Here is a 25,556-nt window from a genome sequence, read left to right as displayed (position 1 = left end):
GCCGTGCTGGACGCGGCCATGGCGGCGGCGCAGGCGCAGGGCTGCGATCACATCGTCCTCCCCAGTCCGTTCGCGCAGGACGCGGACGGACGCCTGCACGATCCGGCGGCCGACGACGCGGCAGGTCAGGCGCAGTTGCGCAAGTGGATCCAGCGTGCCGAGCAGCACGGCCTAAAGGTCGTGCTGGATCTGCGCATCGACGAGATCGGCGGCGGTAGCCGTCTGCTGCAGGAACATCCGCACTGGTTCCGCGCGCGCAGCTCGACTCTGCCGGACCCACGCGCCGAACGCGCCGCGCCGGACATCGCCCAGGGCCGCTTCGCCTCCGCCGAGGAGGGTGCGGGCTTGGCAAAGTGGTGGAGTACGCGCCTGCTCGACTGGCTGCATGGCGGCGTGGCCGGTTTCCGTGTGCTGCAGCCGCAGCGCGTACCGGCTGCGCTGTGGCGCACGCTGATCGGCGAGGTCCATGCGCAGGCACCGCACGCGCGGCTGCTGGCATGGACGCCTGGGCTGGGCCTGGACGCCTTGCGCAGCCTGGCCGGTGCCGGCTTCGATGCCGCGTTCTCCTCGCTGGCCTGGTGGGACGGCCGCGGCGACTGGTTCTTCGACGAGGACAGCGCGCTGCGCGCGCTGGCGCGCCGCGTGGTCGCCACCGTCGATGCCGACGCGCCTGTCGCCTCCGCGCTGCCCCTGCCGCGCGCGCAGCGGCAGCGTCTGGCGGCCGCGTTCGGCGGCGCCTGGGCGATCGCTGCGCAGGACATCCTGACGGAGCACGCGCAGCCCGGGCACGCGCAGCACACGCTGTCCGAGAGCGACGGGTCCACGCCGGCAGCGCCGCTGCCCGATGCCAACACGACGCTGCGCTTGCGCCCGCTGCTGCGCGACGGCGCCCTGACCGCGGTGGCGGTGGAGCCGCTGGATGCCGCGCCGTGGCTGGTGCTGCTCAACAGCGATCGCGATCACCTGCTGCCGGTGCCCGGTCCGGCGCTGCTGCGCCTGCTCGGCGACAGCGAGGGCCTGCTCAGCGACCACGGCGAACCGATCCAGGGCGAGCAGGGCGGCACCCTGGAAGCGGGCGAAGTCCGTATCTATCGCAGCCTGCCGGCGCGCCCGGTGCTGACCGCGGCGCGCGCCCGCACCCCGGCCGAGGTTGCCGCCGGCGAGGCGCGGGTGTGCATCGAGTCGGTGACGCCCTCGGTGGACGACGGCCGGTTCCCGGTCAAGCGCACGGTCGGCGACCGGATCTGTGTGGAGGCCGATGCGTTCTGCGACGGCCACGATCGCATCGCCGTGGCGCTACTGTGGCGCGCCGCCGATGCACGCACCTGGTCCAGCACGCCGATGCGCGCGCTCGGCAACGACCGCTGGCGTGGCGAGTTCCCGCTGCAGCGCCTGGGCCGCTACGAGTTCCGCATCGAGGCCTGGCGCGATATCTACGCCACCACCCATGCCGACCTGGAAAAGAAGCGCGCCGCCGGTACGCTTCTGCCGGTTGACGTGCAGGAAGCGCTGGCCCAGGTCGAGGCCGCGCGCGGCCGCAGCCGCGGCGCGCTGGCCACCCGGCTGAAGGCCATCACCACGCGCATCGCCCGCACCAGCGACCTGGCCGAGAAAGCGCAACTGCTGCTCGAACCCGACACCGCCGAGGCGATGGCGCGCGCCGATGCCAAGCCGTTCCGCACCGAGTACCCGATGACCTTCCGGGTCGAGGCCGAACGCCGCGCCGCGCATTTCGCCAGTTGGTACGAACTGTTTCCGCGCTCGCAGAGCGGCGATCCGCAGCGTCACGGCACGTTCGACGACGTGATCGCGCGGCTGCCGCGCATCCAGGCGATGGGTTTCGACGTGCTGTACATGCCGCCGATCCATCCCATCGGCGAGAAGAACCGCAAGGGCCGCAACAACGCGGTGAGCGCCGAGCCGGGCGAACCGGGCAGCCCGTACGCGATCGGCTCGGCCGAGGGCGGACATACCGAGGTGCATCCGGGCCTGGGTGGGCTGGAAGGGTTTCGCCGCCTGCGCGCGGCCGCGGCCGAGCACGGCCTGGAATTGGCGCTGGACTTTGCCATCCAGTGCGCGCCGGACCATCCCTGGTTGCGCGACCACCCGGACTGGTTCACCTGGCGCGCCGACGGTTCCATCCCGTACGCGGAGAACCCGCCCAAGAAGTACCAGGACATCGTCAACGTCGACTTCTACGCCAGCGGCGCGGTCCCCGCGCTGTGGAACGCGCTGCGCGATGCGGTGCTGTTCTGGGTCAACGAGGGCGTCACCTTGTTCCGCGTCGACAACCCGCACACCAAGCCGTTCCCGTTCTGGGAATGGCTGATCGCCGAGGTGCGCGGGCGCCATCCGGAGGTGGTGTTCCTGTCCGAGGCCTTCACCCGGCCCAAGCCGATGTACCGGCTGGCCAAGGTGGGCTTCTCGCAGTCCTACACCTACTTCACCTGGCGCCAGCACAAGGCTGAGCTGCAGGCCTACATCGAAGAACTCAACAGCGGCGTGCCCAGCGAGTGCTTCCGCCCGCACTTCTTCGTCAACACCCCGGACATCAATCCGTTGTTCCTGCAGCACAGCGGGCGCAGCGGGCATCTGATCCGCGCCTCGCTGGCGACCACGCTGTCCGGGCTGTGGGGCATGTATCAAGGCTTCGAGCTGTGCGAGGCCACGCCGCTGCCGGGCAAGGAGGAATACCTCGACTCGGAGAAGTACCAGTTGCGCGTGTGGCCCGAGCGCGCGCCGGGCGACATCGTCGACGAGATCACCCGCCTCAACCTGCTGCGCCGCCAGCATCCGGAACTGCAGTCGCACCTGGGCACGCGTTTTTACACCGCCCACAACGACCAGGTGCTGTACTTCGGCAAGTTCCTCGACGCCGCACATTTGGCGCGTGGCCGCAGTCTGGTGCTGGTGGCGGTGAGCCTGGACCCGTACGCGCCGCAGAACGCGCAGATCGAAGTGCCGCTGTGGGAACTGGGCCTGCCCGACCACGCCAGCGTCGCCGTGCGCGATCTGTGGGACGGCCATGATTTCACCTGGCACGGCAAGACCCAACACATCCGCCTCGATCCGTCGCGGCCGTTCGCCTTGTGGCGCATCCGCGCCGGAGTTTCTGCATGAATGTCGCCGCGCCGTCGTCCCCCCAACTCGAGCCGCGCGCACCGGCCGGCGATGCGCGCTGGTACAAGGACGCGATCATCTACCAGGTGCACGTCAAGTCGTTCTTCGACTCCAACGACGACGGCATCGGCGACTTCCCCGGGTTGATCTCCAAGCTCGACTACATCGCCGACCTGGGCGTGGACACGATCTGGCTGCTGCCGTTCTATCCCAGTCCGCGCCGCGACGATGGCTACGACATCGCCGAGTACATGGCGGTGCATCCGGACTACGGCAGCATCGCCGACTTCCAGCGCTTCGTGGAGCAGGCGCACGCGCGCGGCATCCGCATCGTCACCGAACTGGTGATCAACCACACCTCCGACCAGCACCCCTGGTTCCAGCGTGCGCGCATGGCACCGGCCGGCTCGCCGGAGCGCGCGTTCTACGTGTGGTCCGACAGCGACCAGGACTACGCCGGCACCCGCATCATCTTCTGCGATACCGAAAAGTCCAACTGGACCTGGGACCCGGAGGCTGGCCAATACTTCTGGCACCGCTTCTACTCGCATCAGCCGGACCTGAACTTCGACAACCCGGCGGTGCTGGAGGCGGTGCTGGAAGTGATGCGCTTCTGGCTGGACCTGGGCGTGGACGGGCTGCGTCTGGACGCGGTGCCGTACCTGATCGAGCGCGACGGCACCTCCAACGAGAACCTGCCCGAGACCCACGCCATCCTGCGCCGCATCCGCGCCACGCTCGATGCCGAATACCCGGACCGCATGCTGCTGGCCGAGGCCAACATGTGGCCGGAGGACACCCAGCAGTACTTCGGCGAGAACGCCGACGAATGCCATATGGCGTTCCACTTTCCGCTGATGCCGCGCATGTACATGGCGATCGCGCGCGAGGACCGCTTTCCGATCACCGACATCATGCGCCAGACCCCGGAGATCCCGGAGAGCTGCCAGTGGGCGATCTTCCTGCGCAACCACGACGAGCTGACCCTGGAGATGGTCACCGACTCCGAGCGCGACTACCTGTGGCAGACCTACGCCGCCGACCGCCGCGCGCGCATCAACCTCGGCATCCGCCGGCGCCTGGCGCCGCTGCTGGAGCGCGACCGCCGCCGCATCGAGCTGATGACCTCGCTGCTGCTGACCATGCCCGGCACGCCGGTGCTGTACTACGGCGACGAGATCGGCATGGGCGACAACATCCATCTCGGCGACCGCGACGGCGTGCGTACGCCGATGCAATGGTCGATCGACCGCAATGGCGGTTTCTCGCGCGCCGATCCCGCCGCGCTGGTACTGCCGCCGATCATGGACCCGCTGTACGGCTTCCAGGCGGTGAACGTGGAGGCGCAGCAACGCGACCAGTACTCGCTGCTGACCTGGACCCGGCGCATCCTGTCGGTGCGCAAGCGCTACCGCGCCTTCGGCCGCGGCGCGCTGCGCTTCCTGTATCCCGGCAACCGCCGCATGCTCGCTTACCTGCGCTGCCACGAGGACGAGACCGTGCTGTGCGTGGCCAACCTCTCGCACACGCTGCAGGCGGTGGAGCTGGATCTGTCCGAATTCGAGGGTCGGGTGCCGGTGGACATCCTCGGCGGCGGCAGCTTCCCGCCGATCGGGCGCCTGACCTATCTGCTCACTGTGCCGGCGTTCGGCTTCTACGCCTTCCAACTGGTCGGCAATGCCACCCTGCCGGACTGGCACGTGCCGGCGCCGGTGCCGCTGCCCGACTACCAGACCCTGGTGCTGCGCAGCACGGTCGACAGTGCCGGCCTGCAGCCGCATCTGCCGACGCTGGAGCGCGACATCCTGCCGGCGTGGCTGTCCACCCGGCGCTGGTTCGCGGCCAAGGATCGCGCCCTGCGCAGCGTGCGCATTGCGCGGCGCACGCCACTGTCCGGCGGCGACGGCCTGACCCTGCTGGAAATCGAGGCGGAACTGGACGACGGCGCGTACGAGCACTACATCCTGCCGCTGGGCATCGTGTGGGAGCGCGAGCAGCCGAGCGTGCTGGCCGAGCAGCTGGCGCTGGCGCGCGTGCGCCATGGCCGTGAGGTCGGCTACCTCACTGACGCCTTCGCGCTGAAACCCTTCACCCTGAGCATGCTCGCCGCGCTGCGCGACCGCGCGGAACTGCGCGTGGACGGCGAGGCCGGCAATGCCTCGGGCGCCGAGCGCATCCGCTTCTGTCCGACGCCGGCGCTGCAGCGCGTGGACATTCCGAACGACCCGGAGATCCGCTGGCTATCGGCCGAGCAGAGCAACAGCTCGCTGATCGTCGGCGACGCGGCGGTGTTCAAGCTCCTGCGGCGCGTGTCGGCCGGCATCAACCCGGAGATCGAGATCGGCGAACGCCTCACTGCGCTCGGCTACGCCAACGCCGCGCCGCTGCTGGGCCATGTGGCCCGCGTCGAGACCGACGGCAGCGAGACCACGCTGGCCCTGCTGCAGGGATTCGTGCGCAACCAGGGCGATGCCTGGCGCTGGACCCTGGATCACCTGTCGCGCAGCGCCGAGGAATACGATGCCGCGCAGGACGATGCCGCGCGGCTGGAAATCGTGGCGAGCTACGACGCCTTTGCGGCGATCGTCGGGCGGCGCCTGGCGGAACTGCATGCCTTGCTGGCGCAGCCCACCGACGCGCCCGCGTTCGTGCCGCAACCGGTGGACGCGGCCGCCGCGCAGCAGGTGGTGGACGGCGTGGTGCATGAGGTGCAGGCAATGTGGGACACGCTGCTGGCGCATCGCGAGGCCAACGACGATCCGGCCGAACACGCCGCAGTCGACAGCCTGCTGGCCGAGCGCGCGCGCCTGGACGCCTGGCTGCAGCAGGCGCCGTCGCTGTTGTCCGGCGCGCTGCTGACCCGCGTGCACGGCGATTTCCATCTCGGCCAGATCCTGGTCGCCTTCGACGACGTGGTACTGATCGACTTCGAAGGCGAGCCGGCCAAGTCGCTGGACGAACGCCGCGCCAAGGCCAGCCCGCTGCACGACGTCGCCGGTTTCCTGCGCTCGCTCGACTACGCCAGCGAAGTCTCCGCCCGCGGCGAGGAAGGCACCGCCGCACGCGTGGGTGCCGGCCTGGACACCGCGCAGGAAGCATTCCTGGCCGCCTTCCGCAGTCGCGCCAGCGCTGCGTTCCTCGCCGCCTACCGCGGCGTGCTCGACGCCAGCCCGCACCCGTGGGTGGCGCCGGCCGCGTTCGAGGCCACCACCTTGCTCTTCCTGATCGAGAAGGCCTGCTATGAAATTCGCTACGAGGCCGCCAACCGCCCGGCATGGATCATGGTGCCCATACAGGGATTGTTGCGCATACTCGACCGCTTTCCCGCGCCCCAGGAGTCGATTCGATGAGTGATGCCGTCCACGTCTGGGACGACGCGACGCAACGCGCCTTCGCCACTGCCCGTCACGGCGACCCGTTCGCCGTGCTGGGCGTGCATCGCCTCGGCAATGCGCGGGTGCTGCGCAGTTACCAGCCGGGTGCCGATGCGGTGGTCGCGGTGCTGGAGGACGGCAGCGAAGTGCCGCTGCAGCAAGGACCGGAGGGCTTCTTCCATGCCGAGCTGCCGCACGAGGGCCGCTACCGCCTGCGCATCCGTTGGCCCGGCGGCGAGCAGGACACCGCCGACGCGTATGCGTTCGGCCCGCAGCTCAGCGATTTCGACCTGCACCTGATCGGCGAAGGCCATCACCTGCGCCTGGCCGATGCGCTGGGCGCCAATGTGGTCGAGGTCGACGGCGAGCAGGGCACCCGCTTCGCGGTGTGGGCACCCAATGCCTCGCGCGTGGCGGTGATCGGCGACTTCAACAGCTGGGACGCGCGCCGCCACCCGATGCGCCTGCGTCACCAGGCCGGCGTGTGGGAACTGTTCGTGCCTGGCGTCGGTCCCGGCGCGCGCTACAAGTTCGCCCTGCGCGGCCCGCGCGGCGAAGAGCTGCCGCCCAAGGCCGACCCGGTCGCGCGCCAGGCCGAACTGGCGCCCGGCACCGCCTCCATCGTCGCCGACCCGGCGCCGTTCCAGTGGCGCGACGACGCCTGGATGGCCACGCGCGCGCGCCGCCACGCCCCGCAGGCCCCGATCAGCGTGTACGAAGTGCATGCCGGCTCGTGGATGCACGCCGAAGATGGCAGCCTGCTCGACTGGGACGCGCTGGCCGAACGGCTGATTCCCTACGTGGCCGACATGGGCTTCACCCACATCGAACTGCTGCCGGTCACCGAGCACCCATTCGGCGGCTCCTGGGGCTACCAGCCGCTGGGCCTGTTCGCGCCCACCGCGCGCTTCGGCAGCCCGGAAGGCTTCGCCCGCTTCGTCGATCGCTGCCACCGCGAGGACATCGGCGTCATCGTCGACTGGGTGCCGGCGCATTTCCCCACCGATGCGCATGGCCTGGCCCATTTCGACGGCACCGCGTTGTACGAACACGCCGACCCGCGCGAAGGCTTCCACCGCGACTGGAACACCCTCATCTACAACCACGGCCGTCGCGAAGTGTCCGGCTTCCTGATCGCCAGCGCGCTGGAATTCCTGCAGCGCTACCACGTCGACGGCCTGCGCGTGGACGCCGTCGCCTCCATGCTCTACCGCGACTACAGCCGCAACGCCGGCGAGTGGGTGCCCAACATCCATGGCGGCCGCGAGAACTACGAGACCATCGCCTTCCTGCGCCGGCTCAACCAAGTGGTGGCCGACCAAGCGCCCGGCGCCATGACCATCGCCGAAGAATCCACCGCCTGGCCGGGCGTCACCGCCGACCTTGCCCACGGCGGCTTGGGTTTCAACTACAAGTGGAACATGGGCTGGATGCACGACAGCCTGCACTACATCGAACTGGATCCGATCTACCGCCGCTACCACCACGGCGAGATGACCTTCAGCATGGTCTACGCGTATTCCGAGCGCTTCATGCTGCCCATCTCCCACGACGAAGTGGTGCACGGCAAACGCTCCCTGCTTGGCCGCATGCCCGGCGACGACTGGCAGCGCTTCGCCAACCTGCGCGCCTACCTCGGCTACATGTACACCCACCCCGGGCGCAAACTGCTGTTCATGGGTTGCGAAATCGCCCAGCCCACCGAGTGGAACCACGACGCCGCGCTGCCCTGGCACCTGCTCGACCAGCCGAATCACCGCGGCATCCAGCGCCTGGTGCGCGACCTCAACCGCCTCTACGCCGAACACCCCGCGCTGCACGCCCGCGACGACGAACCCGAAGGCTTCGCCTGGGTCATCGGCGACGACGCCGGCAACAGCCTGTTCGCTTACCTGCGCAAGGCCCGCAGCGGCGACACCCCGCTGCTGGTGGTGGCCAACCTCACCCCGCAGGTGCACCACGGCTACCGCATCGGTGTGCCCCGCGCCGGCCGCTGGCGCGAACTGCTGAACTCCGACAGCGAGATCTACGGCGGCAGCAACACCGGCAACGGCGGCAGCGTGCGCAACGAGAACGTCGGGGCGCATGGGCATCCGGCCTCGCTGGTGCTGACCATCCCGCCGCTGGGGGTGCTGGTGTTGGGCTCGGAGGATTGAGGGGAGGGTGGTTGAGCGGCTAGCGGCGTCGCATCGGCCGTCGATGCTGCGCTGTTGTGGAAAAAGCAGGCTGTTGTGGGAGGGACTTCAGTCCCGACGGGCTTTCCCGGCTCACCATCAGAGCTGACGCTCTTCCATTGCGGATTGCCGGGGGGGTGTCCCAATCAGGCGCAGCCCTGCCTTGCCCTGGGTTGGGTACCAGCACGCATGCGAGCCGGCGGTTGCACACGCACCGACAGCCCAAGAAGACACGGCACCACCCTGGACGCTAAACTCACGCCCGCCTCGGCGCCTTCCTCTGCATGCACGCCAGAGGCGCCAAGCCGGCGGCCGACGCATCGCCCGCCCGCTCCGGACGCGTCCGGGCCTATAGCTCAACGGTTAGAGCAGAGGACTCATAATCCTTTGGTTCCAGGTTCGAATCCTGGTGGGCCCACTACGTTGAAGCCCCTCGGCGGCTTTTATCGCAGACATAATTTGTCTGCCTGTGGATCAGGCTCGGAGCTATCATACAATAGGCGGGACATCCATCAGGGACGGGGGCCAACATGTTGCTTTTGCATCTCTCTGACATTCATTTCCGTCATGGCGAGGTAGATACAGCCATGGATCCGAATGCGAGCCTGCGGAATGAGCTACTTCGGGATGCCGCCAATGAGTGTATGAGGCTTGGCAAGAAGCCGGACGCAATTCTTGTGTCAGGTGACATTGCATTTGCGGGTGCTCGCGAGGAATACGACTACGCGGCGAAATGGTTGGAGATTCTCTGCTCTCAATGCGATGTTCCGGAGTCATCGATCTTCGTGATCCCCGGCAATCATGACGTCGTCAGAAAAGTCGCTGCTCGCAACCTTGTTCAGTTAATTCATCGAGATATTAAAGGGCAAGAGCAAATCGGACTCGATGCTCACCTGCGCGGTATCTTGACTGACGGAGAGCAAGCTCGTCTTCTTTATGAATCAATTGAGACATATAATCAGTTCGCTGGCCGCTTTTTATGCGACCTGCTTCCCCCCGAGCGGACAATCGCAAAGCGGGACTTGCAGTTCGAGGACGGGTCGGTACTGAGACTGTGCGGATTTAATTCTGCGTTTGTTTCCAGTTCAGCAGATAAAGAAGGTGATCTTTTTGTTGATCCGGCCTGCTTTCAACTTGAGCGAGTGCCGGGTGTGGAGTACCTGACGCTTTGTCATCATCCATTTCGATGGCTTCGAAACGGAGCAAAGTTGATGGACAACCTCCAGGACATTGCGAAGATCCAGCTCTTTGGTCACGAGCATACCAATCGAATAGAGGTCCTTCGGGACTGCGTCCGTATAGCGGCAAGCGCGGCTCATCCTGATCGTGCTGAGCAGGGATGGGAGCCAGGCTACAACCTGATTGACCTGAGTATCCACGGAAGTGGTTTGGATAGATCCTTGAAGATTGAAGTCACTGTTCGGGTTTGGCAAGAACGGCCTGGGCTTTTTCGGTCGAAGCTTGATAGAGGCCAGTCTCCGGTTTTTAAGCAGTCGATCGCCCTAGAAGCATGGAGTCCTCTGGTGGCGAAGGTTGTAGAGCCGACCGGCTCGACGTCTGTTTGTATTCGTGACGGCAAGTCGGCGTCTGACGCAGCGAGCATACTCGAAGGTTTTGGCGAAATGGATAGTATTAGAGAAGTGAGCGTTAACTTTCTAAAGCTTACATTTAGTCAAAAGTCCGCAATCGCAGGTGGCTTAGATCTTTTTGAGGAGCAAGACGCGAATCTTCCGGATTTTGAGCGGTTTCGTCGAGTCCTTGTTCGCGCTAAAGAAAGGGGCAAGCTAGAGAATCTTGCAAGGATGGTTGCAGATATTCAGCGCGATGATCGATCGAGGTCGGCTTGAAAGGGAGGAAGGTATGAGTAACTTTGATTTGGCTGATCACTACAAAGCTGCTGGAATCATTGTTTTGCCAGAAATATTTGAGCGTCGTCTTAAGGTCTTTGAGTCGTTGGTGGATAATGTCGATCCAGATAAATTTCCGGACCTTGTGCGGATGTGCTTCGACCTTTCATCTCTCAAGCAAGTAGATTGGTTTTTGGAGGCGTTTCGATCGGAAGATCCGTCCTTTTCCTCTGTTGATAATGCCCGGGAGTTTGCTATTTTGGCGGCCGCTATTCTGCGGGCGCTGATTCTGAGCGGTAATGCTGAGGCCGCGTTAATCGTGCTAACCAGCTCATTTAATGGTGCGCGAGAACCCTATATCACAACGGACGTTGTTCAAGTCGCCTTGATTTCGCTTAGGAATCTTTCGATTGCTGACCGAAAACGCGCACGAGGAGCTCTCGATACAATCAAGCCTCCCGCCAAGAGCAATGTAGCATCGACGGCATCGGGAGCTCTCCAGGCACAGCCAGATTGGGCAGTGGCTGGAAATCTTATCAAGCAGGTGGCCGAGGAGGGCCATACTTCGCTTCGCGGTCTTTCAAGTCAGGTACGCCGAGTAATTCAGGGGCTGGAACATCAGATTTTGGATCTAAGACAAGAGGTGGATATCCTGTGGTGGCATATTGGCGGCTACTCGCGGGTCCTGGATTTGGCTTTTGCCGAAATTTCCCCTGGTCTCGCGGCGGTTTTGTGCGGTATAGATATGGCAGATATGAGCCTCACAGCCGAAGGCCCCTTTGCAGCTCAGTCGTTGATGCAGAGAACTCTTAGTAATGCCGGTATCAATCTGGCGTCGTCCACGAACCTCAAGAGTGTGGCTGAGGGGTTGCAAGTTGATAAAGCTAGCCTCCTCGAACTGGATGTGGTGATTGATAAATTTCCAGATATTTTTCCTTTGCTTTCAGCTCTCAACATATACTTCCGGGCTGAAGGCGATGCACATTGGCTGCATCTATACAAAAAGTCAGTACATCTAGATCCCGAAGCTGAAGTTGATTTAATTTCGCTTGCCGTTCAGGCCTTTAGAGAGCGAAGCCTGCTCTGTGCAATGGCGAGGCGCACATGAGTCAGGAAGATAAAGAATTTGACGTCTACAATGACGACGATGAAGAGATTACTTTAAAGCCTGTGGCAGAACTGGCCATGGCCAATCTCTGTCCAGGTGAAGCACTTACCCTAAAGGAGGTTAGTGAATTTTTACTGGCAAGGGCAGCGACCTTTGTTGCTATCGTGGGCGAGAGAAATAGCGGAAAAAGTACTATCATATGTGCACTCTACGATAGATTTCTTCGTGGTGCCTTTGGTGGCTTCAGTTTTGCAGGAAGTAAGTCGCTGATAGCGTTTGAGCGTCGCGCGCATTACTCTAGAGCCAGCTCCGGGCTGGAAGTTCCGGACACGGCACGAACCTCCCTTGACGAGGATGTTCACTACTTCCATCTCGCCCTCGTTGACGAAAATCAGACTAGTAGAACAGACATCTTTCTTTCCGATCGAGCGGGCGAAACGTATGAATCCGCGCGGGCTAATACCACGCTCGTATCAAGACTTCACGAGATTCCTCAGGCATGTAGAGTAGTAGTGTTGCTTGATGGCGAGCGAGTCGCTAATCCTATGCAGCGTTCGAACGCAATCCATGCTGTCAGGCAGATGATTCGCGCGCTCCTAGATAACGACGCGATTGGGAGGAGATCGATTGTCCAGGTTGTGACAACGAAGGCGGACCTAATCTCTGGCTCCAAGGATGCGGCGGCGATTCAGTCTCATCTGGACGGCTTCGCCCGTGAGCTACGTCGTGACGTTGAAAGTCGAGTGTCGGAGTTGACCTTCTGGTCTGTGACGGCAAGAGATCCTTCTGGTCAAGCCACACCCGCATCTGGCCTTGACACGCTCCTGAGAGATTGGCTTACGCCAAAGCCTCAGAGCAGGGAGCAAGCGAATACTCCACCGCTTCCTTTGCTTAGGACCGAATTCGACAAATTAGTCCTGCGTGTCCCTACAAAGGCCGTAAAATGACTGCTTTGTTTCACTCTATTATCGGTTTGCCACGATCCGGAAAGACTACCTTTCTCGCAGCGCTATGGCATCAGCTTGAAGCTGGCGAGATTTCTACCCGCCTTACTCTTGATAAGCTAGTAGGTGATCACTCATACCTCAATGATATCGCCACGGCTTGGAGGGGATTTCAAGAGGTGCCTCGCACTTCGCGTGGAGCGGATGCAAAAGTCAGCATACACGTGCGAGATACTCTGACGGGGAATACAGTCGAACTTTACTTTCCCGATCTTTCCGGAGAGTCATATGAGGATCAGTTCGTAGCGCGAACATGTTCCACCAGTTATGTCGATGGATTCAGTGAGGAAGGTGGAATTCTATTGTTTGTGACAGCTGATAAACAACAAGATGGCGTCACGCTTTTAGATTTGGGCCCTGAACTCGTTGCGGATGCGGCAATTGATATTAATGTCAACGCAGTTGCGGCCACAGCATGGAGTCATAAGGATGTTCCAGTTCAAGTTCGCTTAGTTGACCTGCTACAGTTCCTACAACATCGTCCTTTTCAGCGTCGCCAAAGGAAGTTGGCGGTTTGTGTATCAGCCTGGGACCTGATCGATGGAGGGATCACGCCCGAAACATGGTTGGCGCGTGAGCTACCTCTATTGAATCAGTTCCTATTAAACAATTCAGAAAGCTTTGAGGTGCGGATATATGGTGTATCTGCGCAAGGTGGTGATCTTGCGGGAAATTTGGGAGATTTAATAAAAGTCGAGGTTCCAAGCCGGCGCGTACTTTGTTTGGGTCCTGAAGGCACTAAGCATGATTTGACCGCGCCCATCATTTGGATGAGCGAGGAGAATTGAGTGCCACGCGCTAGCACTATTGAATTGGCGCAGTGCCTATTCGGCTACGATGGAGGACATCGCCTTCTTGCGTCTTCTGTGGAACTACCTCAAGAGGCAGTGTCCACACTGCTGCTGCACAGCGATTTGGTGCAGGGCCTTCCTCACAGCGGATTCATGCCTTATTGGACTGGGGTTTCTCTACCCGCTGTACGCCTCTACGCGCTTATGTGCACTTGGCCAGCTCCAGAGATGCCGCGTCCTGGCTGCGTATGGTCGCACACGTTGCTGATTAGCTTCGCAGACATTGCTCGCATTAATGATCTCGGCGCTCTAAGGAAACTCTTCGCTCGCCCCGATGTTGGATTGACGCCCAGCTCCTACTCTAGTGCCATATTTTGGGATGCTACCAACTGGTCGAGTGAGCGGGCCTCTCAGGGTCAATTACTTCGCGTACTAAGAGCACTTTATGCGTCTGATTCTAGAGGTGTTCTCGGTTCAGGGGCGGAGGGAATTGATGACGCAATATTTTCTATATGGTCCCAGCAGTGGCCTAGATTGAGGCGCAGCTTTTCCTTTAGGACTGCTCGTGTTTCTGAGGCACTCCCTGCGCGCTCTTCCATCTCGGGGAAGAGCAAATTCGACCTTCAGCTAACTCGGCAATTCTCAAGCGAGACGGAAGGTCGCTTGCTGCTTGACGATGAGTCAATCAAGGAGTGGGAGTGGACCGCTTTACGCGATCTTAGCTCATCCGATGGTCGATTTAGAGATTTCCTATGGCGTTATGGTAATGACCAGCGCCGTGGTAGGCAGCGCTACCAATTCCTAGCCGAAATATACAATGAAACCAGACGCCCTGCGGACCTTGAGGTCTTGTCACGGGCTGGCCAAGTGCTACCAGATCCTGCAGACGGAAAAGTCCTAAAGACTGACTTAATCTCGCGCCGCCCATTCGACTCCCTTGTCACGGAAGCAGATCCAATCACTGTGGTTGATTTTTTTTCGCGCAAAGTCGAAAGTACGGCATTCCCTGCACCCGAAAAAGATGTTTTCGATGCCATCGCCGCGGTATGGCCAAGCAAATCGTCGTTCGTTGTCAGCCTCGTCGAAGCTGCAGTCTCCAATGAAGCTACGATTGGTGAGAGACTGCTAGAGACTTTGAGTTCTCTGATTGATGCTGAGAATTTCTCTCAGGTTACGAGCAATGCGCCTTTAACGCGCGCCGCGCTCTTGTCAAGGCGCCCCGAGCTTCTCGATAGTAGCAACGTATCTGCGCTTAGTATTAAAGATCTGAGCGATGCCATAGCTCGCATAAATGCTCCGGAGCTGGCCGCGCGCGTAATTCCCCAACTGCTTTCCATTGAACTGCCAGAAGCTGCGCTAGTACTCAGCTCTAAGTTCCCTGCCTTGGTGGTTCATTCTGTACTTAATCTAATTGCATCGAGTTCTTCTGCGAAAGCTCTCGAAATCGGTGAATCTTGGATTTCCGTCGTTAAGGATATGGCAGTCGTCGACGTTCTATCCATGGTGCGAACCGGCCATGAAATTAGCGCTTACGCGTTTGTGCTCGACTATGATTTGAGTTATGCAATCGCCGCTGGATCACACGCCTGGGCGCATGCTGTAGAGAATATTTCCGATGGATTTCCAGAAATTTCTCGCAGTTCACTCATGTCACTTCTCATGGCGATTGCGCTCTCGCAACCAAGCCCGGGCTGCGAACCACTTTTCTTGATTTCGTTCGAGACTGTTCATTCTGATATGGAGCGCAGCGCACTTCCTACCAAAGCGTTCGAGAATTTGTCTGCATTACTACCCTGGGTGCATTGGTGGAGGCAGTGGGATCTGTGCTATAGGCTTCGCTTGGCAGTCGTATCTAGATTTGTCGAAAATAGACTATCAGTCAAGGCTTTTTCTGGATTGTCTAGCGATAGACGGTTGTGCCTTGAACTCCGCGAGATCGCAGCGGAAACAAAAAAAGGAAAATCTTATCTCCGGAAACTGGAGAGGTACTGATCAGTATCGAGCCAGTTTTACTTAACCAGGACCGGCAAGATGTTTTGCAAATGTCTACTGGCATTATGATTTATCTGTTGACATTTTATTTTGGCCGAGCAATTATCTGCTTGCTGCGGCAAAGCCCGCAGCCGGGTTTGGTCTCCCGAAATCACTTGGCGACTCCCACTCAAATGGAGGACGTCATGTCCGGTAATGCTGCCGCTATTTCAAAGACCAAGTCCCCTCGCTGCGCCGTCAAAAAAGCGCCACCCTGCTGGCTCAAACTCGAATCCCCTGACCCCTTGGATGCGATTGCCGCCGAACCGCTGCCCGGTGCCGCGTCGCCCCCGCCGTTGTGCCCCGAGGCCGACAAGGTCGCCGCGCCCAGGCGCTCGGTCTCGCGCCGACCCACGCAATGCACCATCGGCTATCGCCACTACGACGTGGACCGCAATGGCATGCGGGTTGGGCGGCAGGTGCCCAGCCTGCGCTTGCATGGCCTGTGGCTGGAAGGCCTGGGCTTTGCGGTGGGCGACAAGGTGCGCATCACTATGGCCAAGGGCGCCCTGCTGATCACGGCCGTGCCGGCGGAGCCGACGCGTGCGGCGAAGACGCGGCGCAAGGCCAAGCCAGCGCCATCGCCTTGCGGCCTTTGAGCAGGTTTGCCGGGGCGCTCGGCGCGCGCCGAATCCGTTGGGGTGTATGGCGGCGCGGTCTGGCCGTGTCGTCGCTACATGCCAGGCCCTCGGCGGAGTCGCCTGCGGCTATGGCCGACAGTTAGGTCCGCTCCAGAGGCGATGCTGGCCATGTGCGGCGATTAGCTGTCCCAATCACCGCAGAATTTGCGGTGATTGTGCCTGCGGCGAATCGCTCCCATAATCGCCGCATCATGCGCGGCGAATCGCTCTACATCTGGCAACGCGAGGGCTGGCCGACCTGGCGCTATAGCCTGTCGACGCTGGCCGAGCCGCTGGCGGCCGTCAGCCGGGCTCAGGGCCTGCTGTTGGGACGCCTGGCCGATGTCAGCCTGGCCTTGCGCGACCAGGCCAGCCTGGCCGCGCTGACCGAGGACGTGGTCAAGACCAGCGCCATCGAAGGTGAGGTGTTGAACGTGGCCTCGGTGCGGTCGTCCGTGGCGCGCCGGCTGGGCGTCGAGGTGGCGGCCTTAGCACCCGTCGATCGGCACGTGGAGGGCGTGGTGGACATGGTGCTGGACGCCACCGCCAATGCCGTGCAGCCCCTCACCGCCGAACGGCTGTTCGGCTGGCACGCCGCGCTGTTTCCCACCGGCTATTCCGGCCTGAGCCGGCTCAAGGTGGCTGCCTGGCGCGACGACGCCAATGGGCCGATGCAGGTTGTGTCCGGTCCGGTGGGGCGCCAGCGCGTCCACTACCAGGCGCCGCCCGCGACGTGGCTCGATGGCGAGATGGCGGTCTTCCTGCGCTGGCTCAACGACAGCCAGGACGTGCCGGCGCTGCTCAAGGCCGGACTCGGTCACCTGTGGTTCGTCACCCTGCACCCGTTCGATGACGGCAATGGCCGCATCGCGCGTGCCGTGGGCGATCTGTTGCTGGTGCGTGCCGATGGCAGCCCGCAACGCTTCTACAGCCTGTCGGCGCAGATCCAGCGCGAACGCAGCGCGTACTACGCGGTGCTGGAGCGCACGCAGAAGGGTGACCTTGATGTCACCGCCTGGCTTCTGTGGTTCCTGCAGACGTTGCAGCGTGCCGTCGAGGACGCGCACCACACGCTGGACCGTGTGCTGGCCAAGACGCGCTTCTGGCAGCGGGCGGCGGCCATCCCGATGAACGCGCGGCAGATCAAGGTGCTCAACCGCCTGCTCGACGGTTTCGAGGGGAAGTTGACCAACAGCAAGTGGGCGGCGCTAACAAAGGCGTCGAGCGATACCGCGCTGCGCGACATCAACGACTTGCTGAGCCGAGGCGTGCTGCGCAAATCGGAGGCGGGCGGTAGAAGCACCAGCTATGAATTGGCGAATGATCCGACAGATGCGAGGCATGCTGCTGCGGACACCGAATTCGAGCCGCCGCGCGCGACGATCGAAGTACGGCCGGCCGATCTATCGTGATGTATGTGCTCGACCATTCGGCACACGGGTCAGCGCGGGAGGATCGCGCACGCATCAAGCGAATTACCCGAATATCAGCTATTTGAACTTTATTTGTTTTACAGGTGTTTTGCATTTAGCTGGATAACCGGTACCACCCAATGCCGACGCGCGGACCTGCCGCACGATTTCTCGCCGCGCGTCGCCGACGCCATCCTGGGCGGACTCGAGCAGGCTGCCGCCGCGCTCGAAGGGATGGCCGCGTAGCTGGCGAGAAACCGCCAGCGGACGGTTGCAGTCCGGATGCGGCTTCTGCGCGCAAGTGGGTGGTAAAGTGCGCATCCGGAATTGCCAAATGCATCATGCGGACGCACCTGGCGCGGGCGCCGGCCTGACTGCCTCCGCCGCCCGCTGCCGTGCAAAGACAGGGGGGCAGAGTGCGCTTGCTCGCATCAGTTCCCAATGAGCAAGGTCAAACTATGTAGTGTGAGATGTCCTTTGACCCCAGCTTCTCCCTCATTCGCGCTCGAAGCGCTGTAGCTCGTCCAGTTGCGCCAGCGCCCGGCGCAGGCTGCCGCCGCTTAAGGAATCGTCCATCTTCCGGCCGAACTCGGCGCGTTGAGGGCGGCGTGCCCAGCGGTGGAACCACCAGGTCGCCAGCAGGCCGACGATGCCGATGCCGTAGCCGCTCCACACCAGCGCGGGCGCCTTGGCCAGCAAATCGACATCGCTCAGGCCAGCCAAGGTCTGCAGGACCGCGATCCACAGGAACCACCACGGCAGACCGGCGACCATGCCGCTGCGGATGTACAGCGTGCGTGCTCGCAGCAATTGTTTCTGGATGCCGAGCACCGGCTGCGAATAGTCGATGTTGCCGATCTGCCCCAGCACCACGCCCGCGGCGACGATCGTCAGCACGCCATACGCCTGCACCAAGACGCCGGCGACGATGGACGAGGCGTGCGCCGGCTGGCTCATCCACAGCAGCGAAGCGAGCAGGATGAAGAGAACGCCGAACAGCATCTGCACGATTTGGCCCCAGAACAGCGGACGCAGGCTGCCGCGCGTCCTGTCCAGTTTGCGCTCGCGCAGTTCGTGAAGTTTCAGCGTGTTGTCCAGTTGCAACCGGCGGTCCAGCGATTGCCAGGCGGATTTGAGGTCATCGAGTTCCATCGTGGTCTCCATGTCGGCTCTATCGAAATTCGTCGCGGATGCGCTGTTTCAGGCGTCCGATCTTGGTGGAGACATTGCTTTCGGTGATGCCGAGGATCTGGGCGATCTCGCGTTGCGGGCGGTCTTCGAGGTAGAGCAGCAACAGCGCGCGATCGAGCGGCGGCTGGCGGGCGATGAAGTCCCGTAGCAGGCGAAGCCGCTGTTCGTTCTCCGGGTCTGCGACGTTGCCGTCGGCCACGTCGTGCAGAGTTTCGTCCAGCGGCATCGCGTCGTGCCGCTGCCGCAGTTCGCGGTTGCGCAGGTGGCTGATCGCCACGTTCAGCGCGATCCGGTACATCCAGGTGCTGACGCTGCGCGCCGGGTCGTACTGCGGCCAGGCGTGCCAGAGCTGTGCCGCGATTTCCTGGGCCAGATCGGCGCGGTCCTCGGCGCCGCGCGCATAGCTACCGGCGACCTTGAACACGATGCCGGAATGGCGCTGCAGCAGCGCGCTGAAGGCGTCTTTGGCGTCGTTCGCGGTCATGGTGGTTGTGATGGTATCCATTGGTTCACCGACGCGATCTTCGCGCCCCTCGGAACCATGATTCGCGCCAGCGCACGGAATCTCACACCCCGCCAGCAAGAAATTTCAAGGAGATGCCCGGCCCCGAGGCCCTCGGTGATCACTTGCGGCACGTCGGCGATACCACTGGAGGTTTCCTCCAGGGCCACAACCGCCAGGCGCGTCATGCGGACGCGCCTGAGGCGTTCGTCGACTCAACCCGCCTCCGTCGCCCACTGCACCGCATCCGCCCCAGCCGGCAGATACAACGGCGCCGCCGGATCGGTCGCCGCGCGCCAGACGGCTTCGGCCACGTCCTGCATGCGCGTTCCCGGGCCGGTGGAGTCGGCTATCCGCGCGAGGGTCTGGCGCATGAAGTCGCCATAGACCGCATCGTCCATGCCGTGCAGGCGGGTGCGGGCGGTGTCGCGGAAACGGGTCTCGCCCGAGGATCCTGGCAGCACGATGCGCACCTGCACGCCGAACGGCGCCAGTTCGATTGCCAGCGATTCGGTGAAGGCATTCACCGCGGCCTTGGCCGCGCGGTAGACGCCGACCAGCGGCACGGGCTTGTAGGTGACGCTGGAGGTGACGTTGACCACGACGCCGGCGCCGCGTGCGCGCATCTGCGGCAACACCGCCTGGGTGAGCGCCATCGTGCCGAAGGTGTTGGTGTCGAACAGGGCGCGCACGGTGTCCATGTCCATCAACTCGAACGGGGCGGGCGCGCCGAAGCCGGCGTTGTTGACCAGCACGTCGATCGGGCCGGCCGCCGCGACGGCCGCGCGGATGCTCTGCGCGTCGGTGACGTCCAGCGGCAGCACACGCAGCTGTGGCGACGGCGCAAACAGGTCTTCGCGCGGGGTGCGCATGGTGGCGAGCACGCGCCAGTCGCGGGCGAGGAAGTAGCGCGCGGTTTCCAGGCCGAAGCCGGAGGAGCAGCCAGTGATCAGGACGGTCTTCAAGGGAATTCCTTTGCTCGTGGACGAGGAGCCACGATAGATTGCGGCTCCCGTACTCGCTACGATCCAGCGTCCTTGATTCGTTTGCGAGCGTCCAGCGATGGTGGATCCCCTGGCCGAGGTGGTCACGCTGCTGCAGCCGGCGGCCCGGTTCTCCAAGTACGTGGTCGGTGCCGGTGCCTGGCGCATCCGGCGTTCCGACGCCGGGCAACCCTTCTACTGCGCGGTGCTGGAGGGCGGCTGCCACATGGCGCTCGATGACGGCGCGCCGATCCTGCTGCAGCCGGGCGATTTCGTCCTGGTGCCCGCGGCTTACAGCATCACGATGTTCAGCCTTGCGCCGCACGCGGACGTGGCCGAGACCATGCCGGCCGCGCTGGGGAACGGCGTGTTCCGGATCGGCACGCAGGAAGGCCCGACCGACTTGCGCATCCTGGCCGGCCACTGCAGTTTCGGCTCGCCGGATGCGGCGCTGCTGGTCTCGCTGCTGCCGCAGATGGTCTACGTGCATGGCGAGCAACGGCTCGCCACGCTGGTGCAGTTGGTGAGCGAGGAGTCGCGCGAGGCGCGGCCCGCGCGCGAGGTCGTGCTCGCGCGCCTGTTGGAAGTGCTGCTCATCGAGGCGCTGCGTTCGGCCGCGGGCACGGCGGCGTCGCCGGGCCTGGCGCGCGGGCTGGCCGATGCGCGCCTGGCCGCGGCGATCCGCGCGATGCACGCGCAGCCCACGCGCGCATGGACGGTGGCGGCCTTGGCGAAGGAAGCCGCCTTGTCGCGCTCGGCGTTCTTCGAGCGCTTCGGTCGCACGGTGGGCGTGGCGCCGATGGAATACCTGCTCGCCTGGCGCATGGCCTTGGCCAAGGACCTGCTGCGCCGCAACGAGTTCGGTATCGCCGCGATCGCCGAGCGCGTCGGCTACAGCTCCGCGAGCACCTTCAGCGTCGCGTTCGCCCGCCACGTCGGACAGCCGCCGACGCAGTACGCGCGCGCAAGCGGCCGCGGCGCTGCGCGCGGCGAGCTGTTGGTCTCCGAACAAGTCGAGGGCATGGAGTAGGCACTCGGCGCGGCTTACCACTTCCGCGCCGACGTTCTCGTCGGAGGCGGTGCGAGCTGCGCAAGGATCGCCCCGGTGGCCGGTTTCGGCCTGGACCTCGCTGACCACGGCCAGCAGACGACGGGCGAGTGAGGGATGGGGCGTGCCGTTAGCGTGGCTCCCTGCGCCATCCCTCGCGAGGCGTTGAAGCTAGAGCTGCGCCCGCAGAATCGCGCTATGTGTTGAGCTGCGGAATCTGCGAGAACGCCTCGGCGATGAAGTCCATGAAAACGGCGGCGCGCTTCGGGAGCAGGCGATTGGCCGCGTAGACGATGTGCATGGGCACGGAGGGGGCGGCGTAGGCGCCGAGCACGGTCTGGAGACGTCCGGACTTCAGGCCGTCCTCGAACAGCCACTCCGGGCCGATGCCGATGCCGAGCCCGGCGCTGACGGACGCGCGCGAGGCCTCGGGGGAATTGACGCGGATGCGGCCGGTGACGGGAATCTCCGCGTCCCTGAAGCGCCAGGTGGCGCCGGAGGCGAGCAGGGTGTAGAGCACGCACTCGTGATGGACCAGGTCCTGCGGTACCTGGGGGACGCCGCGCCTGGCCAGATAGTCGGTGCTGGCGACGCACACGCGCTTGAATGCGCCGATGCGCCGTGCGCGCAGCGCGCTGCTCTCCAGGTGGCCGATGCGGATGGCCAGCTCGGCGCCTTCGTCGAGCAGGTTGACGAAGCGGTCGTTGATCTGCAGGTCCAGTTGCATGTCCGGAAAGCGCTGCAGGAAGCCAGGTACGAGGGGCATGACGTAGGTGTGCGACAACGCCGTGGGGCATGCCACGCGCAGCAGCCCGGTCGGCTTGACGTCCGCGCGCAGGGAGGTCTCGGACTCGTCCACCGCGTCGAGGATGCGGCGGACCTCGGCATAGTAGCGCTCGCCCTCCGGGGTCAGGGCGAGCTTGCGCGTGGAGCGGTGCAACAGGCGCGTGCGCAGGTGGTCCTCCAGCGCGGCGACGTGGCGGCTGACATTGGGCTGGCCGATGCCCAGGTCGCGGCCGGCCGCGGAAAAGCTCCCGGTCTCCACGGCGCGGGCAAAGCAGGTCATCAGCAGGAAGCGGTCCACGGTCTGCTCTTAATCATGCGCAATCGGCATGAATGCTATGCGCATACGTCGGCTTATGGCAATGGCGGCATAGGCGCATGCTGCGTCCCCTTCGAGGGCCGGCCAACGTGGCCGACCCACCGCAAACCACAGGAGCACACCATGTCCCGTCTAGCAGGCAAGCGCACCCTCATCACCGGCGGCACCAGCGGCATCGGCCTGGAAACGGCCAGGCAGTTTCTCGCCGAGGGCGCGCGCGTCATCGTCACCGGGGTGAACCCCGACTCCATCGCCAAGGCCAAGGCCGCGCTCGGCGACGAAGTGTTGGTGCTGCGCGCCGACTCGGCCAGCGTCGCGGCGCAGAAGGAGCTGGCGCAGACGATCGGCGCGCACTTCGGGCAGCTCGACATCGCGTTCCTCAACGCGGGCGTGTCGGTCTGGGCGCCGGCCGAGAGCTGGACCGAGGAGGCGTTCGATGCGTCCTTCGCCGTCAACGTCAAGGGCCCGTACTTCCTCGTCCAGGCGCTGCTGCCGGTGTTCGCCGCGCCGGCCTCGGTGGTGTTCAATGCCTCGGTCAACGTCCACGTGGGCATGCCGAACTCGTCGGTGTACGGCGCGACCAAGGCGGCATTGTTGAACATGACGAAGACCCTTTCGAGCGAGTTGCTCGGACGCGGCATCCGCTTCAATGCGGTCAGTCCCGGCCCGGTCGAGACGCCGCTGTACGACAAGTTGGGCATTCCCGAGGCGTACCGCGAGCAGGTCAACAAGGACATTGCCGCGAGCATCCCGATGGGCCGCTTCGGGACGCCGGAGGAAATCGCCAAGGCGGTGGTGTACCTGGCCTCCGACGAGTCGCGCTGGACGGTGGGGACGGAACTCATCGTCGACGGCGGCCGCACGCTGTGACCGCGGCGGTCACCGATCGCCGGCAGGCCTGGCCGGGCGCGCTGCGCCCGGCCGGGTCGCCCTCTTCGCATTGCCTGCAGAGATCGTCATGTCGCTTCCTTCCTTGAAACTCGTCAGTCATCCGCTGTGTCCGTTCGTGCAGCGCGCGGCGATCGTTCTGCTCGAAAAGGGCGTGGCGTTCGAGCGCGTGCAGGTGGATCTGGCCGCCAAGCCGGAGTGGTTCCTGGCGCTGTCGCCGACCGGCAAGGTGCCGCTGTTGCAGGTCCGGCTGCCGGGCGGCCCGGAAGTAGTCTTGTTCGAAAGCATGCCGATCTGCGAATACCTGGAAGAGACGCAGCCGGGCGCTCCGATGTTCTCGGGAGACCCGCTGGCGCGCGCCCAGCAGCGCGCCTGGGTGGAGTTCGGGACGGCGGCGCTCGGCAATGCGTGGCAGTTCCTCAATGCCAAGGATGCCGCGACCGCCGACGCCGCGCGCGTCGCATTCCGCGACAAGCTGCTGCGGCTGGAACGCCAACTGCACGACGGGCCGTATTTTATGGGACCGGCGTTTTGCATGGTCGATGCGGCGTTCGCGCCAGTCTTCCGCTATTTCGACGTGCTGCGCGCGCCGGTTTCGCGGTCGGTCTTCGAAGGCCTGCCGCGGGTCTCCTCCTGGCGGGCAGCGCTCGCGGACAGGCCGAGCGTCGTCTCCGCGGTGCCGGACGATTACGCCGACCGATTCCAGCGGCATCTCGTGGCCCAGCACGCCTTGCTCGCGGGCGCGCTGCGCTGAGGATGTCTTGCGCGCGGCGCTGTAGGCGCGTCTTTACCCCCGTTGTCGGCACCGGGCTGTCGGATCGGCCGCTGGCTGCCGATCAGCGGCGCAGCAATCAGTGCTATCACGCCGTGATTGCTGCGCAACCAGGCAAGCAGAGCCGCCCACTAAGTCACGACAGCGGCGGACGAAGGCCGGTCGCCACCGGGCGCTGACGGTGCGCTGGCAGGGTACGACACGCTGCCGGCGAGGTCGATGCGCCGCTGGATGCAATCGGCGGCTCTGGCGCCGGCAGGTTCCTGCGTACGCATACATGCGGCGGCGCGCCGTTACCCATCTTTCCGCTCGGCTTCGATGGACGACCCTGCGGCGGCGCGCCGGGCGTGACGGTGCCACCTCCACGTGCGCTCCTGCGGCGCGCAACTCGGCGCACTCGCGGCACTGCTGGATGCGAGCACGGTGCGCGTGGTCATCGACAGCACCTTCGCGTTGCCGCAGGCGCACAGGCGTACGACCGCGCGGAGCAAGGACATATCCAGGGCAGATCGTGATGACGGCCGAATAGAGAGGCGCGTCGGGCCGTCAGCGCCCGCATTCATTTCTGGCCAGTGGTGCGGGCGCCGACTGCAATGGCGATGCTGTACGAGACCCGGTGAGAGATCGGTTCGCCGATGCAATGCGCGCGAACGGATGGGTTGTGTCGCGGCGCATTCGCAACCAGCGGTGTGCGGTTCGGCAGGGGCTATCGACCCACGCCGAACCAGGCGTAGCATCACCGCATGGCTTCGGTTCATCGGCTTCCCATTCCGGCGTTGCGCGGCCTAGTCGCCTCGGTCTGGGCGCACGACCCTGCGACCGGCCCGTCGGTGGTGCGGGCGCTTGCGCGCGAGCACGTGCTGCCGACCGGGGCCACGCATATCGCGGTGCGCGTTGGCGGCGCGCCGCTGCAGGTCTTCGACCATGCGGCCGACCTGTGCGGCCATCGCCTGGGCCATGCGGTGGCCGGTGGCGTGCGCACGGAGTACCACGTGCGCGATGTCTCGCAACCGTCGGTCTCGGTCGGCGCCATGCTGCGGCCCGGGGCGGCCGCGGTTCTGCTCGGCGTACCCGAATCCGCGCTGGCGGGGCACCACACGCCGCTGGAATGTCTGGTGCCTGCCGGCGAGGTCGATGCGCTGCTGGCGACGCTGCATGCCTGCCATGACGGCCCGGCGCGGCTCGCGGTCTTCGAGCGCTGGCTGGCCGGGCGTGCCGGTGACCGGCCTGCGGCGCTGCACCCGGCGCTGGCGGGCGTTGTGCTGCGTCCCTGGCATCCAGGCATGCGCGTGGACGCGATGGTGCGCGCCAGCGGGTTGAGCCATCGGCATTGCATTGCGTTATTTCGCCAGGCAACGGGGCTGGCGCCGAACGAGTGGTTGCGGCTGCAGCGCTTCTCGCATGCGCTCGCACTGGCCTGCGACGGGGTGCTGGGCTGGGCCGAGATCGCGGCCGCCAGTGATTTCGCGGACCAGGCGCACCTGGCGAACACCTTTCGCGCCGTGGCCGGGGTGACGCCGTCCGCCTGGCGACTGCGGGCTGACCCCGCCGCGCCGCGCCACGTGCCGCGCTGATCGCGGCGCAGGTCA

The 25,556-nt window shown here is 64.2% G+C and carries 18 protein-coding genes and 1 tRNA gene; 15 read left to right on the top strand and 4 right to left on the bottom strand.

All coding sequences use genetic code 11. The features are described 5' to 3' along the window. Positions 1 to 18 precede the first annotated feature (18 nt). The 11 genes from GGR64_RS12130 to GGR64_RS12080 all read left to right on the top strand — a co-directional run bounded on the left by GGR64_RS12130 (position 19) and on the right by GGR64_RS12080 (position 17,481). Positions 19 to 3,120, top strand: coding sequence for a maltotransferase domain-containing protein (locus GGR64_RS12130; protein WP_260303014.1), 3,102 nt, complete (start codon positions 19 to 21; stop codon positions 3,118 to 3,120). Then, the gene (gene treS / locus GGR64_RS12125; protein ID WP_184646099.1) at positions 3,117 to 6,470 is read left to right on the top strand and encodes a maltose alpha-D-glucosyltransferase; all 3,354 of its coding nucleotides are present in this window, start codon (positions 3,117 to 3,119) and stop codon (positions 6,468 to 6,470) included. Before GGR64_RS12130 ends, treS begins: the two co-directional genes overlap by 4 nt. Next, positions 6,467 to 8,650, top strand: coding sequence for a 1,4-alpha-glucan branching protein GlgB (gene glgB / locus GGR64_RS12120; protein WP_184646097.1), 2,184 nt, complete (start codon positions 6,467 to 6,469; stop codon positions 8,648 to 8,650). Before treS ends, glgB begins: the two co-directional genes overlap by 4 nt. A 363-nt stretch (positions 8,651 to 9,013) precedes the next feature. Further along, positions 9,014 to 9,086: transfer RNA gene (locus tag GGR64_RS12115), tRNA-Ile, on the top strand. 112 nt (positions 9,087 to 9,198) lie between these two features. Then, the gene (locus GGR64_RS12110) at positions 9,199 to 10,515 is read left to right on the top strand and encodes a metallophosphoesterase (RefSeq protein WP_184646095.1); all 1,317 of its coding nucleotides are present in this window, start codon (positions 9,199 to 9,201) and stop codon (positions 10,513 to 10,515) included. 13 nt (positions 10,516 to 10,528) lie between these two features. Continuing rightward, positions 10,529 to 11,623: a GTPase-associated system all-helical protein GASH gene (locus GGR64_RS12105; protein ID WP_184646093.1), complete on the top strand. Its 1,095-nt coding sequence runs from the start codon at positions 10,529 to 10,531 to the stop codon at positions 11,621 to 11,623. Continuing rightward, positions 11,620 to 12,570 (top strand): hypothetical protein, encoded by a 951-nt coding sequence (locus GGR64_RS12100; RefSeq protein ID WP_184646091.1) that lies wholly within the window; start codon positions 11,620 to 11,622, stop codon positions 12,568 to 12,570. Before GGR64_RS12105 ends, GGR64_RS12100 begins: the two co-directional genes overlap by 4 nt. Continuing rightward, the gene (locus GGR64_RS12095; protein WP_184646090.1) at positions 12,567 to 13,415 is read left to right on the top strand and encodes a hypothetical protein; all 849 of its coding nucleotides are present in this window, start codon (positions 12,567 to 12,569) and stop codon (positions 13,413 to 13,415) included. The genes GGR64_RS12100 and GGR64_RS12095 overlap by 4 nt, the downstream gene beginning before the upstream one ends. Before the next feature lie 666 nt (positions 13,416 to 14,081). Further along, positions 14,082 to 15,410, top strand: coding sequence for a hypothetical protein (locus tag GGR64_RS12090; protein ID WP_184646088.1), 1,329 nt, complete (start codon positions 14,082 to 14,084; stop codon positions 15,408 to 15,410). Between the two features lie 185 nt (positions 15,411 to 15,595). Then, positions 15,596 to 16,048: a SymE family type I addiction module toxin gene (locus GGR64_RS20725; protein ID WP_221236196.1), complete on the top strand. Its 453-nt coding sequence runs from the start codon at positions 15,596 to 15,598 to the stop codon at positions 16,046 to 16,048. A gap of 233 nt (positions 16,049 to 16,281) precedes the next feature. Further along, positions 16,282 to 17,481, top strand: a complete 1,200-nt coding sequence (locus tag GGR64_RS12080) for a Fic family protein (RefSeq protein ID WP_221236195.1) — start codon at positions 16,282 to 16,284, stop codon at positions 17,479 to 17,481. 495 nt (positions 17,482 to 17,976) lie between these two features. Here GGR64_RS12080 and GGR64_RS12075 read toward each other — a convergent pair whose 3' ends face one another. From GGR64_RS12075 to GGR64_RS12065, 3 genes are all read right to left on the bottom strand, one after another. Beyond that, on the bottom strand, positions 17,977 to 18,633 hold the full coding sequence (locus GGR64_RS12075) for a serine/threonine protein kinase (RefSeq protein WP_184646086.1): 657 nt from the start codon (positions 18,631 to 18,633) through the stop codon (positions 17,977 to 17,979). 19 nt (positions 18,634 to 18,652) lie between these two features. Next, complete coding sequence (locus GGR64_RS12070; protein WP_184646349.1) at positions 18,653 to 19,156, bottom strand: sigma-70 family RNA polymerase sigma factor; 504 nt, start codon at positions 19,154 to 19,156, stop codon at positions 18,653 to 18,655. A gap of 233 nt (positions 19,157 to 19,389) precedes the next feature. Continuing rightward, positions 19,390 to 20,139: an SDR family oxidoreductase gene (locus GGR64_RS12065; protein WP_184646084.1), complete on the bottom strand. Its 750-nt coding sequence runs from the start codon at positions 20,137 to 20,139 to the stop codon at positions 19,390 to 19,392. Between the two features lie 97 nt (positions 20,140 to 20,236). Here GGR64_RS12065 and GGR64_RS12060 point away from each other — a divergent pair, with 97 nt between their 5' ends. After that, entirely contained in the window at positions 20,237 to 21,187 is a 951-nt protein-coding gene (locus tag GGR64_RS12060; protein WP_184646082.1) for an AraC family transcriptional regulator, read from the top strand. Between the two features lie 214 nt (positions 21,188 to 21,401). On the opposite strand, the gene GGR64_RS12055 is transcribed toward GGR64_RS12060, so the two are convergent. After that, on the bottom strand, positions 21,402 to 22,289 hold the full coding sequence (locus GGR64_RS12055) for a LysR family transcriptional regulator (RefSeq protein WP_326520330.1): 888 nt from the start codon (positions 22,287 to 22,289) through the stop codon (positions 21,402 to 21,404). Between the two features lie 141 nt (positions 22,290 to 22,430). Between GGR64_RS12055 and GGR64_RS12050 the strand changes: the two genes are divergently transcribed. The 3 genes from GGR64_RS12050 to GGR64_RS12040 all read left to right on the top strand — a co-directional run bounded on the left by GGR64_RS12050 (position 22,431) and on the right by GGR64_RS12040 (position 25,541). Then, a complete protein-coding gene (locus GGR64_RS12050; protein ID WP_184646080.1) occupies positions 22,431 to 23,177 on the top strand; it encodes an SDR family oxidoreductase in 747 nt (248 codons plus the stop codon). Between the two features lie 88 nt (positions 23,178 to 23,265). After that, positions 23,266 to 23,949 carry a glutathione S-transferase family protein gene (locus GGR64_RS12045; protein WP_184646078.1) on the top strand — a complete coding sequence of 228 codons (684 nt, stop codon included), beginning with the start codon at positions 23,266 to 23,268 and terminating at the stop codon, positions 23,947 to 23,949. 761 nt (positions 23,950 to 24,710) lie between these two features. Then, entirely contained in the window at positions 24,711 to 25,541 is an 831-nt protein-coding gene (locus tag GGR64_RS12040) for an AraC family transcriptional regulator (protein ID WP_160966012.1), read from the top strand. The last annotated feature ends 15 nt before the right edge of the window (positions 25,542 to 25,556 follow it).

Origin of the sequence: Xanthomonas sp. 3307 (assembly GCF_014199735.1) — a bacterium.
Lineage (GTDB): Bacteria > Pseudomonadota > Gammaproteobacteria > Xanthomonadales > Xanthomonadaceae > Xanthomonas_A > Xanthomonas_A rydalmerensis.
The sequence above is the reverse complement of the archived record's forward strand: the minus strand, read 5'-3'. Positions and strand labels throughout refer to the sequence as shown.

Excerpts from the sequence above, each read along its gene's own strand:
- GGR64_RS12080 (WP_221236195.1), top strand. The coding sequence starts at position 16,282 with ATGCGCGGCGAATCGCTCTACATCTGGCAACGCGAGGGCTGGCCGACC.
- GGR64_RS12100 (WP_184646091.1), top strand. The coding sequence starts at position 11,620 with ATGAGTCAGGAAGATAAAGAATTTGACGTCTACAATGACGACGATGAA.
- GGR64_RS20725 (WP_221236196.1), top strand. The coding sequence starts at position 15,596 with ATGTCCGGTAATGCTGCCGCTATTTCAAAGACCAAGTCCCCTCGCTGC.
- GGR64_RS12110 (WP_184646095.1), top strand. The coding sequence starts at position 9,199 with ATGTTGCTTTTGCATCTCTCTGACATTCATTTCCGTCATGGCGAGGTA.
- GGR64_RS12050 (WP_184646080.1), top strand. The coding sequence starts at position 22,431 with ATGTCCCGTCTAGCAGGCAAGCGCACCCTCATCACCGGCGGCACCAGC.
- GGR64_RS12060 (WP_184646082.1), top strand. The coding sequence starts at position 20,237 with ATGGTGGATCCCCTGGCCGAGGTGGTCACGCTGCTGCAGCCGGCGGCC.
- glgB (WP_184646097.1), top strand. The coding sequence starts at position 6,467 with ATGAGTGATGCCGTCCACGTCTGGGACGACGCGACGCAACGCGCCTTC.
- GGR64_RS12105 (WP_184646093.1), top strand. The coding sequence starts at position 10,529 with ATGAGTAACTTTGATTTGGCTGATCACTACAAAGCTGCTGGAATCATT.
- treS (WP_184646099.1), top strand. The coding sequence starts at position 3,117 with ATGAATGTCGCCGCGCCGTCGTCCCCCCAACTCGAGCCGCGCGCACCG.
- GGR64_RS12070 (WP_184646349.1), bottom strand. The coding sequence starts at position 19,156 with ATGACCGCGAACGACGCCAAAGACGCCTTCAGCGCGCTGCTGCAGCGC.
- GGR64_RS12075 (WP_184646086.1), bottom strand. The coding sequence starts at position 18,633 with ATGGAACTCGATGACCTCAAATCCGCCTGGCAATCGCTGGACCGCCGG.
- GGR64_RS12045 (WP_184646078.1), top strand. The coding sequence starts at position 23,266 with ATGTCGCTTCCTTCCTTGAAACTCGTCAGTCATCCGCTGTGTCCGTTC.
- GGR64_RS12130 (WP_260303014.1), top strand. The coding sequence starts at position 19 with ATGGCGGCGGCGCAGGCGCAGGGCTGCGATCACATCGTCCTCCCCAGT.
- GGR64_RS12040 (WP_160966012.1), top strand. The coding sequence starts at position 24,711 with ATGGCTTCGGTTCATCGGCTTCCCATTCCGGCGTTGCGCGGCCTAGTC.
- GGR64_RS12095 (WP_184646090.1), top strand. The coding sequence starts at position 12,567 with ATGACTGCTTTGTTTCACTCTATTATCGGTTTGCCACGATCCGGAAAG.